We start from the raw sequence: 13251 nt of genomic DNA, 5'->3' as shown, positions 1-13251 counted from the left end.
TTTCAATATATAAGAATACTGATATAATAGAATTACGATAGAAAATAGATAATTTATAGATATTTTGAAAGTAAATGTAAAAAAGTACATATAAATACTTATTCTTTATAAAAGGATCAATTATGGGGGGATTCACATTGGATAATTCAATAGATTCGAGTTCCATTCCGGCAGTACTTTATAAAGTTACGGAGCAGCGAATAATTCCTAATAAGAAAGCATGTAGGATACTGAAGGATAATTTATCTATTGAAAAAAATCTAAAAAATATACTTAGGTATTCTTCAAAGAAAGAGTTTACGGAATACTTAAAAAATATTTATATAATTGGAGAAAATGAAAATTTAATATCTGTTTATTTTTTACCATTTGATAAATTAGACGGTTATGAAATAGCTATTCTTCAGGATATTAGCATGTCTTTAATTGAAACTATAAAAACTAAAAGTGATAATGTGATGAATCTTGTGGAAGATGATAATGAGGACATTATTGTAACTGACGGGGAGGGTGTTATTTTAAATATCAGTAATTTTTTCGAGAAATTTTATGATATAAAAAAACAGGATCTATTAGGGAGAAATGTATTTGAGTTGGAAAAATTACGTGTGTTTTATCCTTCAGCTGCTGTAAAGGTTTTAAGAACAAAGCAAAAAATTACAATGCTTCAAAAAAATAAGTTAAATAATGAAATTTTAGTTACTGCTATTCCTATAAAGGATGCTAATGGCTGTATAGTAAAGGTAGTCTGTTTTTCCTATTATGTGCAAACATTTGTAGAGATAAAAAAACAGTTTGAAGTTTTAGAAAGAAATGGTAAAGTTTATACTAAAAAATTGAGGCATTTAGTTGATAAAGGAATAAATCCTAATCTTATGATGGGTAAAAATAAAGAGATGAAAAAGATATTTAATCTTATTACTAAAGTTGCAGATTTTGATGTAAATTTTTTAATTACTGGAGAAACTGGTGTGGGAAAAAGTTATTTTGCAAAGTTAATTCATAGTTTAAGTAAAAGGTCAAAAAGACAGTTTATAGAGCTAAATTGTGGTGCTATACCAGAACATCTTTTGGAGTCTGAGCTATTTGGATATGAAGGAGGAGCTTTTACAGGGGCTAGAAAAGAAGGAAAGTTAGGGTTGATAGAATTGTCTGATAATGGAACCCTTTTTTTGGATGAGATAGGTGATCTTCCTTTAAATTTGCAAGTGAAATTACTTAAAGTTATTCAGGATAAAACTTTTAATAGAATAGGGGGAACTAAAATTATTAAAGTAAATTTTCGCCTTATAACAGCAACAAACCAGGATTTAAGAAAATTAATCAAGGAAAAAAAATTTAGGGAAGATTTGTTTTATAGATTAAACGTAGTCAGTATTAATATTCCACCTCTTAGAGAGAGAAAAGAGGATATACCGGATATGATTTCGTATTTTGTGAGAAAAATTAATGAAAAATATGGTTTAAATAAAAGCTTTAATCCAGAAGCTGTTGATATGCTGATTAACTGCAAATGGCCGGGTAACATAAGAGAACTGGAAAATACTATTGAGAGGATTTTATTGTTGTCAGATGATGATATCATTAACAAGAGATTTTTAGAAGACAATGTGAAAAATAAATATGAAAAAGATTCTAATACTAAAAATGTTTCTCTAAAAGAACAATTGAATAATTATGAAGGAAAATTAATTTTGAAAGCCCTTGAAAAATATAAAACGACTGTAAAAGTAGGACAAGTATTGGGCATTAGTCAGGCTACAGCTGCGAGGAAGATAAAAAAGTATACCCACAGCTATTCATAAATGAATATATTAAATTATAAATGAATAAATTTGTATACATTGGTTGGGAGGAGATGATGATAGGATTAAAGCTATTCGTAAATGAATTATGAAACTATGTAAGAATATATTTGTATACTGTAGTATAAATGATTTTTGTAGTTTATACATATTTGGAATATATCTTGCTAAACGTTAATGTATGGATGCATTCACTATGTAACTATTTTAATAAAATATGTATTTTTAAGCAGCAAGCGTTCTGATAAATTAAATGACGATAATTAATGAGGAGGATATTTAAAACATGTCAGACAAAGAGATAAGAGATTATATTGACACGGTAAAAGAGGCAAGGGATTATATTAGCAGGGTATTGGAAAAGGTGAGGAAAAGAGATAAGGATGAGCCTGAATTCCTACAAACAGTAGAAGAAGTTTTAGGATCCATAGGACCAGTATTTGAGAAGCATCCTGAATATATGGAACAAAATCTTTTGGAAAGATTCTGTGAACCTGAAAGACAGATAGTTTTTAGAGTTCCCTGGGTAGATGACAATGGCAAGGTACAGGTCAACAGGGGATTTAGAGTCCAATTTAACGGCTGCATAGGACCATATAAGGGAGGACTTAGATTTCACTCATCTGTTTATATAGGCATTATTAAATTTTTAGGATTCGAACAAATACTCAAAAATTCACTTACAGGCCTTCCAATAGGTGGAGCTAAAGGTGGTTCTGACTTTGATCCAAGAGGTAAATCCGATAATGAAGTAAGAAGATTCTGCGAGAGCTTTATGACTGAATTGTACAGACATATAGGACCGGATGTAGATGTTCCTGCCGGAGATATAGGTGTAGGAGCAAGGGAAGTAGGATATTTATATGGACAGTACAGAAGATTAAAAGGTGTGTTTGAAAACGGTGTTATTACAGGAAAAGGCTTATCTTATGGTGGAAGTTTAGTAAGACCTGAAGCAACTGGGTATGGCGCGACTTATTTCTGTCAGGAAATTCTCAAACATGAAGGAACTGATTTAAAAGGTAAGACCGTGGCTGTATCGGGATTTGGAAATGTTGCATGGGGTGTATGCAAAAAAGTTGCACAGTTAGGTGGAAAAGCTGTAACTATTTCTGGGCCGGATGGATACATCTATGATCCAGAGGGAATAGTTACTGATGAAAAAATAAATTACCTGCTTGAGATGCGTGCTTCCGGAAGAGACAAAGTAAAAGATTATGCCGACAAGTTTGGTGTTAAATTCTTCCCTAATGAAAAACCATGGGGAGTTAAAGTTGACATAGTAATGCCGTGTGCTACTCAAAACGACATTCATCTGGAACATGCAAAACAGATAGTGGCAAATGGTATAAAATTTGTATGTGAAGTTGCCAATATGCCTTGCACTAATGAAGCTGAACAATATTTCTTAAAGAATAATGTAATACTTGGACCTTCAAAAGCAGTCAATGCAGGTGGAGTTGCAACTTCAGCACTTGAGATGGCACAAAACAGTGAGAGATTATCCTGGTCAGCAGAAGAAGTTGACGAAAAACTCCATAACATAATGGTTAATATATATAACAATTGTAAAAATGCATCTAAGGAATACGGATTTGGATATAACCTGCTGGCAGGAGCTAATATTGCCGGATTTGTAAAAGTGGCAGATGCAATGTATGCACAGGGAATATACTAATTAGCTTTTCAGAGATTTGAAATTAAACAGTTTATGAATGATTAAAAAGAAACAGATTCAAATTTATTGAATTTGTTTCTTTCTTATATATGTAACATACAATTACTCTAGTTTATGTTACACCTATTCATAAATGAATAGAAAAAGTTATAAATGAATAGAACGTCAAGTGTGAAATTGTAATAATACATGATAAAAGAGTATTCAAATTTGAATAAGGACACAGGACAAAATCAATAAGTCAGGTATTAGATGGACTAAGATGTACAAAATTAGAAGACTATTAAGAAATTGGCAGTATTAGCGGTGATAGTGTTGGGATAGATAATTTTTCAAAATTTGGCATAGAGGTTGCTTTAAATAATATTGTGAATGCATTGAAAATTTATGAAATTAAAATAAGAGTTCCAATAAAAGATTTGAAAGGAGTACCAAGTTATGAGCGATGAAGGTATAAAATTAAAGGAACCCACTAATGAGTTAAAGAGAATATTACCTTTAAGATCTTTAGTATTTTATGGAATAGCAATGATTATACCCATGACGATTTTTACTACCTATGGTATTGCAACCACAAGAACGCATGGAATGGTATCGTTCACTTATACAATTGCTACAATAGGGATGGCTTTTACGGCATTTAGTTATTCAAAAATGGTTAAAAAATATCCTATGGCAGGATCAGCTTACACATATGTATCTAAATCCATGAATCCCTATGTTGGATTTTTTGGAGGATGGGTGCTTTTGCTTGCATATATGGTTTTGCCGATGCTGAATTATGTTGTAATGGGAATTTATTTTTCAAACTTGATACCTCAGATTCCTGCATCAGTATTTATTGTAGCCGCAATAATTGTTGTTACATGGGTGAATTACCGGGGTATAAAACTTGCTACAATTGTAGATACCGTTCTTGTATTGCTTCAGTTAGTGTTTTTGGCTGTATTTTTCATTATGGTAATCAAATATATTTTAAGGGGAGGAGGAGCTGGTACACTGGTGGATTCTAAAGCTTATTTCAATCCTACAGAATTTTTTAAACCAGGTGTTGGCATGCCTGCTATATTATCCGGCGCATCTATGTTGGCACTTTCTTTCCTCGGATTTGATGCTATTGCCACTTTAAGTGAAGAGGCAATTAATCCTGAAAAAAATGTTGGCAAGGCTATCATAATAGCATGTGTTGGTGCAGGATGTGGTTTTATAATTGCAATGTATTTTCTGCAGCTTGCCTGGCCGAATGCATTTTTTGAAATAGCTAATAAAGATTCTGCAGCAGTTGAATTAATAACTAGGGTCACCCACTCCATGGGAATGAAGATTTTTTTCACTGCTACTTTTGGTGCAGGACTTTTTATATCATCATTAACGGGAGTTGCCTCAGGTGCAAGAATACTTTATGGTATGGGTAAAAATGGAATATTGCCACATAGGATATTTGGGAAAGTACACCCCAAATATAAAACGCCTATGTACAGTATTTTAATAATGGGGTTGCTTGGCTTAATAGCAATAGTTATTTCATTGGAAAATGTTACGGCAACAGTAAACTTTGGTTCGCTGCTTGCGTTTGTTTTTGTTAATTTGTCGGTTGTGGCTCAATATTTTATTAGAGATAATAAGAAAAAGGGTATGGATATTATAAAATATCTGATTGCACCTCTTTGTGGAGCGCTTATATGTTTTTTCATTTGGGCAAAGGTGGATACGCCATCCAAAATAGTTGGTTTTAGCTGGATAATATTGGGGCTGGTTTATTTAGCCATTAAGACAAAGTTTTTCAGAGAATTGCCACCTGAAATAATGGAATAGGTTTATAGGATGGAAGTATTAATCGATTAGGGAAGGGATTTGAAAGATGGAAGTCATAAAAACAAAAAATCCAAGATTTACAATTAGATTTGCAGTACCAGGGGAAGCTGAAATGGTTTTGGAGTTTATGAGAAAGCTCGGTGCGTATCAGAAAATGTCTGATAAGATTACAGCTACTGAAGAAGATATTTATAAATTATTGTCAGATAAAAAAGGCGGAGCGATTTTTGGAGATTATGATGGAAAAACTGTAGCATTTATCTATTTTTGCCGTAACTCTTCAGCCTTCATAGGGCAGGCAGGTATTTATATAGACGGATTCTATGTTGATGAGACTATGAGATTTAAGGGATTGGGAAAAATTATGATGTCTTTTATGTCTAGATTTGCAATTGAATCAGACTGCAGGAGATTGGAGTGGGGATGCCTAAATTGGAATACTCCATCTATTAAATTTTATAAAGATAGGGGAGCCGTGGCTGTTGATACCATGACTGTGTATAGGCTTCCTCCAGACAAGCTAAAGGAAAATGCGGCTCTATTTTAGTAATGAGATATAGTTTAAAAATTTTATATAAATAAAAAACTTATTACAGAGTTTTAAAATAAATAGATAAGGAGAAGTGTTAAAAATGTTTAGATTAGTACCTGATATTTATAAATTTGATACAGCGGAAGAATTTATGAAATCTTTTCATATTGGTAAAGGGGACTGCATAGTAACAAATGAATTTTTATACAAGCCTTTTTTAGAAAAATATGATGAGGGTGCAGACAGCATATTTCAAGAAAAATATGGTGCTGGTGAACCCTCCGATGAAATGATAAATGCTATAATTAAAGACATAGGAGACAAAAAATACAATAGAATTATTGCTGTTGGTGGAGGAACTGTAATAGATATATCTAAGGTACTTAGTCTTAAATATACCGATGATTCCCTGGATTTATTTGATGGGAAAGTTCCTTTGGTAAAAGATAAAGAATTAATTATTGTACCTACTACTTGCGGCACGGGCTCTGAAGTTACCAATGTATCTGTTGCTGAACTTAAGAGCAAACATACAAAGAAAGGTATAGCTTCTGATGAACTATATGCCAGCCATGCAGTACTTGTGCCTGAAATGGTGAAGGGGCTGCCATATAAATTTTTTGTAACGAGTTCTGTTGATGCATTAATACATGCGACAGAATCCTATGTGTCACCAAAAGCCAACCCATATACTAAAATGTTTAGTGTAAAGGCAATAGAATTAATTTTGAATGGATATATTAAGATAGTTGACAGAGGAGAAAGTTATAGGACTGAAATAATTGATGATTTTGTACTGGGAAGTAATTATGCGGGCATAGCTTTTGGAAATGCAGGGTGTGGTGCTGTTCATGCTCTTTCATATCCTATTGGAGGTAACTATCATGTGCCTCATGGAGAAGCAAATTATTTATTTTTTACAGAAATATTTAAAACCTATTATAAAAAGAATCCTGATGGTAATATAAGAAATATAAATAAAATGCTTATTAACATATTGGGATGTGATGGAAACAATGTATATGACAGCCTGTCAGGACTTTTGGATAAACTTCTTCCAAGGAAAAAATTGAGGGAGTATGGAATGAAGAAAGAGGAAATTGAAATTTTTACAGATCAAGTAATTGAAGGACAACAAAGATTGCTGATAAATAATTATGAACCCCTATCAAGAGAGGATATAATAAACATATACAGAAGATTATATTAGTATAATTAAAGTTATGAGCATGTTGGGTTCAGGATGTCATTATTTTTATTAGGTATAAAATAAGCATAGGTATCTATCACATCAGTGGTAGACATCTATGCTTATCTTTTAGATATAATCCCCATTTTACACAGATTTTAGTAATACCCTCTTATGTAGAATTAAAATTCTATTTCTTTAGAATTTTCTCCTGTTAAATCTGAAACTGTTGCTGTACCGTGTTCAATATAGAATATTTTAAAAATAGGATTATCTGAAGATTTGTATAATTTTTTTACCAGTTCTGACGAATTTAATACCAATTCTTTTTTGTCCTTATCATCGGAAAATATAACTTTTCCACTTATTCTTCCTGTGATCATATCCTTTGATGTGGTGCTGTATTCAATATACGGTGATTCGACTAGCTGTTTATAAACTTTCTTTGTGCTGTTAGTACAGAAATAGAGCTTACCTTCATCCCAGGTCATAAATCCAAAGGGCCTTACTCTGGGTTTTCCATTATCCACAGTTGCCAGGAATCCAAATCCATTTTCTTTAAAAAGTTTTATTATCTCGTCCATTTAATTTTCCTCCTTGATTTTTTATTTATTATAAATATAATATAATCATATGTTTAATATTACAAGTACGCATATTTATATTACATAGTCATATAATATAGACTATTATGAAAGGACAAGGATTTGAATTGAATGATAAAATTAAATTTTGTCCTGTATCTTCGGCTCAAAATGTATTAATGGGAAAATGGAAACTGCCGATTTTATGGGCTCTTCATAATAAGACAATGCGTTTTAATCAGCTTCAAAAGTTGATGACCACTATTTCCAGGGGAGTACTCACGCAGCAGTTAAGAGAACTTGAGCGTGACAAACTTGTAAATAGAAAGGTATATAGAGAGGTGCCGCCTAGAGTAGAATATTCTTTAACGGAAATTGGAAGGAGCTTTATTCCTGTAATGATTGAAATTATAAAGTGGGGAACAGAATATATTAAAAAAACTGAAAAATGCAGTATGGATGTTTGTATATTGAATGGATTTCCCTGCGAAGAGTGCTATAGGAGTGTTACTGATGTATCGTGCAAAACAAAGGATATTCACTAAAATACTGCAGCTGAGAAAAGTTTATTGCAAAGACGGGAGCGGGTATAGATTTCTCACAAATCTGTACCCGTTCCCCAGTAAAATTGAGGTTTGGTTATACTCCAGTTATACTCCATGTTTTGTGGAGTGTTTTTTGCCGTTTCTATTATGATTTTTTGCTTCCTCCGTAATAGGGGTGTTTCCCTTGGATTTTTTAATTCTGGTCTTTTTACTGTCCGGCTGGCTGTCTTTTGACATTTTTATCACCTCTCTCTATATCAATCCTGCATCTTTGTTTCCTGTTTTGGCCTTGCCCTGGATTTCAGGTATAGGTTTTTCCCTGTTTTTTTTAAACTTGGTTTTTCTATTGCTTTCAGTTCCATGGGGCTGTTTTGGATCTGGTCTTCTCATACCTGCTTTAGCCATTTAATATCCTCCTAAACTTTTAAAATATATATTATTTTTTACACAACTTCAATATGGTATGCATATTTTTTGTAATTAAATTTAAGTAATATTATTTGAACAAAATTGAAAAGATATATATGAAATTATGAAATCATGAAAGAGAGGCGAAATGTTTATGAGGAAAAAATTTACCAGGTTGGTAAGTACATTTATTTTTACGGTATTTTTTATGTCATTTGCAAATATTGCAGAAATACCACGGGTGTATTCCCAGGAGGTTTTTAACTCCACAAATAGTGAATCATACCTTAAAATAGATTCCAAGAAAAAGGCTAAAATGCCTAAGAGGTTCAGGAAAACCACAGATAATATAGATGAAAAAGATGTGAATCTAAAAGGATTATCCACGTTAAATGCTTCGGGAAGTGCACAGTTTACAGGAAATAACATAAAAATGATGAAAGAACAGATAGGTAATGTTCCCACAGCTGTAGTTGATTTGAGGCAGGAGTCCCATGGATTCATAAATGATCTGGCAGTGAGCTGGGTAGGTGAAGACAATAATAAAGCCAATAAGGGACTGAGCAGAGAAAAGGTCTTGAAAGATGAAAGTAAAAAAATCAAGAGTATTGTGTTGAATGAAGAAATTGATATTGACGGGAAAGAAATAGTTCCCACTAAGGTTCAAAGCGAGAAAGAACTGGTAGAAGAAAATGGCATGACCTACATCAGAATACCTGTTACGGACAATGAAAGACCTGCAGATGAAATGGTGGATTATTTTATAAAGGTAGTTAAAAATATGCCCAAGAATACCTGGTATCATTTCCACTGCAAAGCTGGAATCGGAAGGACTACAACTTTTATGGCCATGTATGATATGATGAAAAATTCCAAGGAGGTCAGTCTTGAAGATATAATGGAAAGACAGGTGCTTCTGGGAGGCAAGAATCTTTTAAAGCCCATCTATAAACCTGAAAGTTTTTCCGGGGAAAGATCTGAATTTATAAAAAAATTCTATGAGTATACGAAAGAGAACAAGGACGATTTTAATACTACCTGGTCACAATGGCTCAAAACCGGCGGAAGCTGATGAGGGAAAAAGCTTTCTATGATAAAATCCAAATATCATAGAAAGCTTTTTAATCATAATAACGTTCTTTTTTATTTGTAACGAAAAATGTTTACAATATTTAAACTTAATTAATCAATATAACACCTTATTGTAACAATAGAGCTATATAGTAAATAAATAAAGTTTGTAGAAACGGAGTTTATTTATGGATATGGAGCTTAATATAAATTCAGCAAAATGCAGAAGCTGTTATTTTGACAATTTAAAAATTCTTCTAATCACTTTAGTAGTAGTTGGGCATACCATTGAGCCATTGATTGGTTCAAATCCTAATATAAAATTAATATATAATTTTATATATTCCTTTCATATGCCTCTATTTGTTTTTATTTCAGGCTATTTTTCAAAGAATATCAGCAGTGATAAAAAATTTTTTTCAAAAATCACCGGTATTCTTATGTATTATATCATTTTTCAATTATTATACTGTCTATTCAATATCTATGTGCTTAAAGAGGAAAATTTTAAAATCACTTTTGTCAATCCGTACTGGATTACATGGTATCTTCTTTCACTTGTTATATGGAGTCTTATACTGCCTTATTTTTCTAAAATAAAGTATTCAGTTATAATAACGCTTGTTATTTCCATATTAAGCGGATACGATAATAATATTGGATACTATTTGAGCTTATCGAGAACTATAACCTTTTTTCCATATTTTTTAATGGGTTACTTCTGCAAAGAATATCATATAGATACTGTGAGGAAATATATCAGAAAAAAATATGCTGTTTTAGGCTTGCTAATTGTTTTCCTGCTGATATATCTGTTAAACGATAAGATCGATTATAGATGGTTCTATGGCAGTTATTCCTATTCACAGTTAGACAGCTTAAATTATCCTGAATATATAATGCGTATATTTACATATTTTATAGCTGTAACTATATCTACTATTGTTTTAATTTTAATTCCGGATAAAAACCTGCTTTTTACAAAATTAGGCTCCAGGACCATAGCTGTATATGGATTTCACGGGTTCATTATTAAAATACTGGTTAAATACAATTTTTTTAATTATGTAGATTCTCTTATAAGTGAAGTGTCCATTATTATACTCTCGCTGCTTATTGTAATGCTGCTTTCTTCTCAATTTATGAATAAGATTACTAAAATAATAATTCACCCTAAGTTTTTTGAACAGATAAACTTGAGCAAAATTTAACGCGGGATTTACCATTAGTCAACATACTTGTTTATTTCATGTTTCCATATTAAATATCCCAGGCCGTTTAAGTGAGTTCCATCATAAGTATATTCACCTGACAGCTTATCATATTTTACAAATCTATCAAATAGATCTATGTATATAATTTTATTGCTGCTCAGTTTTTGCAGTTCATTGTTTAAAAATCTTACATCCTTGTTGGATTTAATATTGTTGTTTGGCAGGATACTTTCAATATAGATAATTGTATCTGGAGAATCAGTCCGTATTTTGTTTAAGATCTTTTTATAATTACTTAATATGTATGCTGTATCCTGCTTGTGCAAAAGATCGTTAATTCCTATCATCAAAAATATTTTTTGGGGATGCCCTCTGGTAATTGTGTTTAATCTATTTAGAATACCGCTCGTAGTGTCTCCATCGATACCTCTGTTTTTTATATTGGGATTATTGAATAATTCCCCCCACTGGGATCTGTTTGTAAGGCTGTCTCCTAAAAATACAATATCTCTACCGTTTATGTTCAAAGTTTCAAATTGGCTCTGTTTTGCCAAATAGTAAGCATTTTTTATAAAATTTTTATTTGTATTCTCCCTCTGAAAAACCTGAATTCTGTGATTTTTATAAATTGTAAATATACCAGAAAATATGAAAAATATGTTCAATAATATAGATATAAAACATATGATATTCTTTTTTTTCACCGCTGTGCCTCCGAATTGATATCCATATTGATTACATAACTTAAAAAATTTACTTTTTATAGTATATCTAATATATGAGTGAATGTCCAATATATTTTAGAAGGTCAGTAAAAGTATTTATGGCTGTAAAAGATAATTAGATGATCTGCTCCATAGATATGCTATAATATATGTAATTAAATGAAAATATATTTTTCTATATAAGGAGATTTTTAGATGTCTTATAAGGATTGTATTAAAATTTGGAGAAAAGGTATAAGTGAAGATTTACTTGATAGATTTTTTCTTAAATTCACGTATGCATCCAATAAAATAGAAAATAATGAAACCAGATTAAGGGATGTTGAAACTATTTTTAAAGGAGAAAAAGTCACAGATTTCAAGGGAGATAAGAAAACACTTGTAGAAATAGAAAACCATAGAGAGCTGTGTAAAAACATCCTGGAATTAAGTAAAAAATATAATTCAAAACTATCAATTGATTTGATTAAAAAAGTTCATTATTCATTAATGAAGGACTGTTTTTCAGAAAAACTGCTGGGTAAAGGCGAAAAACCTGGAGAATTTAAAAAGGGCGATTATATAGTAGGTCTGCATGATGTAGGGGTAGCACCTGAGGAGGTGGAAGAAAACCTTGATTCACTGATTAAGGAAATCAATGAAGTGAAAATAGATGAAGATAATGCTTTAGTGGTAGTGGGATATTTTCACTGCTGGTTTGAGACCATACATCCATTTGCTGATGGAAATGGAAGGACCGGCAGAATGCTGGTCAATTATCTTCTTATGGGAAATGACTTTCCGCCAGTAGTTTTATTTGAAAGCGACAGAGAAGAGTATTATCTTGCCCTGGAATATTTTAATGAAACACAGGAAATATCCAAAATGGTTAATTTTTTGGAAGATGAAGCTTATAAGACCTGGATTAAAGACTATAATGTTAAATTAAAAGATTTAAAAGACTTTCTAGATTAAATTAAAAGCGAAAAAATGAGAAATGTTGTGAAGTCAGGGCAAACGCATGAGTAAATAAATTGTAAACATGGCTGGAATTAAGGGTTTAGGGCTTTCTTTAAGTCAGTTATTATAGTATGATAATTCATATAAATTTATATGGGGTATGCTGCTATGATAAAAAATAAAATGATAGATTATTTTGGGATTATAACAGATCAGAGACAGAAAGCAAAAATTAAGCACAAGCTGACAGATATATTATTTATATCTGTAGTTGGTACGTTGGCAAACTGCGATAGCTGGGTTGCCATAGAAGATTTTGTGAATGACAGGAGTGAATTTTTCAAGAAATATCTTTCTTTGTCTTATGGTATACCTTCTCATGATACCATACAGAGAGTTTTTGAATGGATTGATCCAAAAGAATTCCGGGATACTTTCATGAAATGGATAGGAGAAATATCAGCAAGCCTAAAAGGATCCATCATAGCAATTGATGGTAAAACAGCATGTGGGGCACGTAATTCTGGTGAGGAAAAATCACCAATCCATATAGTTAGTGCCTGGGCAAGCAAATATAGAATAGTCATAGGCCAGGTTAAAACTGACGAGAAAAGCAATGAAATAACAGCATTCCAGAACTTTTAAAACTGCTTGATATAAATGGATGCATTAAAAGCAGGGGTATAAAACATTCTTACAGTAAAAAAGGATACCCTTATGACAATGCACCGATGGAATCATTTCAT

14 protein-coding genes are annotated in these 13251 nt (G+C 31.9%); 10 read left to right on the top strand and 4 right to left on the bottom strand.

The genetic code is table 11. The features are described 5' to 3' along the window. The first annotated feature begins 137 nt into the window (after positions 1–137). The 5 genes from J5G60_RS11545 (at position 138) to J5G60_RS11525 (ending at position 7040) form a co-directional block, all read left to right on the top strand. Positions 138–1805 carry a sigma-54 interaction domain-containing protein gene (locus J5G60_RS11545; RefSeq protein ID WP_179978402.1) on the top strand — a complete coding sequence of 556 codons (1668 nt, stop codon included), beginning with the start codon at positions 138–140 and terminating at the stop codon, positions 1803–1805. 286 nt (positions 1806–2091) lie between these two features. Further along, entirely contained in the window at positions 2092–3483 is a 1392-nt protein-coding gene (gene gdhA, locus J5G60_RS11540; RefSeq protein ID WP_207876541.1) for an NADP-specific glutamate dehydrogenase, read from the top strand. A gap of 438 nt (positions 3484–3921) precedes the next feature. Beyond that, complete coding sequence (locus J5G60_RS11535; protein ID WP_150358443.1) at positions 3922–5298, top strand: APC family permease; 1377 nt, start codon at positions 3922–3924, stop codon at positions 5296–5298. A gap of 46 nt (positions 5299–5344) precedes the next feature. After that, a complete protein-coding gene (locus J5G60_RS11530; protein ID WP_150358442.1) occupies positions 5345–5845 on the top strand; it encodes a GNAT family N-acetyltransferase in 501 nt (166 codons plus the stop codon). 85 nt (positions 5846–5930) lie between these two features. After that, on the top strand, positions 5931–7040 hold the full coding sequence (locus J5G60_RS11525) for a 4-hydroxybutyrate dehydrogenase (RefSeq protein WP_150358441.1): 1110 nt from the start codon (positions 5931–5933) through the stop codon (positions 7038–7040). Between the two features lie 161 nt (positions 7041–7201). Here the strand turns inward: J5G60_RS11525 and J5G60_RS11520 are convergent, their stop codons facing one another. Next, entirely contained in the window at positions 7202–7603 is a 402-nt protein-coding gene (locus tag J5G60_RS11520; RefSeq protein WP_150358440.1) for a pyridoxamine 5'-phosphate oxidase family protein, read from the bottom strand. Between the two features lie 128 nt (positions 7604–7731). On the opposite strand from J5G60_RS11520, the gene J5G60_RS11515 reads away from it, so the two are divergent. Beyond that, positions 7732–8148, top strand: coding sequence for a winged helix-turn-helix transcriptional regulator (locus J5G60_RS11515; RefSeq protein ID WP_229981347.1), 417 nt, complete (start codon positions 7732–7734; stop codon positions 8146–8148). 105 nt (positions 8149–8253) lie between these two features. On the opposite strand, the gene J5G60_RS19090 is transcribed toward J5G60_RS11515, so the two are convergent. Together J5G60_RS19090 and J5G60_RS11510 are read right to left on the bottom strand one after the other, a co-directional pair. Next, the gene (locus J5G60_RS19090) at positions 8254–8385 is read right to left on the bottom strand and encodes a hypothetical protein (RefSeq protein WP_268253813.1); all 132 of its coding nucleotides are present in this window, start codon (positions 8383–8385) and stop codon (positions 8254–8256) included. A gap of 15 nt (positions 8386–8400) precedes the next feature. Further along, positions 8401–8553, bottom strand: a complete 153-nt coding sequence (locus J5G60_RS11510; protein ID WP_190972254.1) for a hypothetical protein — start codon at positions 8551–8553, stop codon at positions 8401–8403. Between the two features lie 157 nt (positions 8554–8710). Between J5G60_RS11510 and J5G60_RS11505 the strand changes: the two genes are divergently transcribed. Both J5G60_RS11505 and J5G60_RS11500 read left to right on the top strand, forming a co-directional pair. Continuing rightward, positions 8711–9628: a fused DSP-PTPase phosphatase/NAD kinase-like protein gene (locus tag J5G60_RS11505; protein WP_150358438.1), complete on the top strand. Its 918-nt coding sequence runs from the start codon at positions 8711–8713 to the stop codon at positions 9626–9628. A 187-nt stretch (positions 9629–9815) separates the two neighbouring features. Continuing rightward, on the top strand, positions 9816–10838 hold the full coding sequence (locus J5G60_RS11500; protein WP_229981349.1) for an acyltransferase family protein: 1023 nt from the start codon (positions 9816–9818) through the stop codon (positions 10836–10838). A 14-nt stretch (positions 10839–10852) separates the two neighbouring features. On the opposite strand, the gene J5G60_RS11495 is transcribed toward J5G60_RS11500, so the two are convergent. Then, a complete protein-coding gene (locus tag J5G60_RS11495; RefSeq protein ID WP_190972253.1) occupies positions 10853–11545 on the bottom strand; it encodes a GDSL-type esterase/lipase family protein in 693 nt (230 codons plus the stop codon). A 216-nt stretch (positions 11546–11761) separates the two neighbouring features. On the opposite strand from J5G60_RS11495, the gene J5G60_RS11490 reads away from it, so the two are divergent. Both J5G60_RS11490 and J5G60_RS11485 read left to right on the top strand, forming a co-directional pair. Continuing rightward, positions 11762–12520: a Fic family protein gene (locus tag J5G60_RS11490; RefSeq protein ID WP_150358436.1), complete on the top strand. Its 759-nt coding sequence runs from the start codon at positions 11762–11764 to the stop codon at positions 12518–12520. A 153-nt stretch (positions 12521–12673) separates the two neighbouring features. Beyond that, a complete protein-coding gene (locus J5G60_RS11485; protein ID WP_190972252.1) occupies positions 12674–13150 on the top strand; it encodes an ISAs1 family transposase in 477 nt (158 codons plus the stop codon). Positions 13151–13251 lie beyond the last annotated feature (101 nt).

This window comes from Clostridium sp. HV4-5-A1G, assembly GCF_900184915.1.
Lineage (GTDB): Bacteria > Bacillota > Clostridia > Clostridiales > Clostridiaceae > Clostridium_B > Clostridium_B aromativorans.
This window is presented reverse-complemented; position numbering and strand designations above follow the sequence as displayed.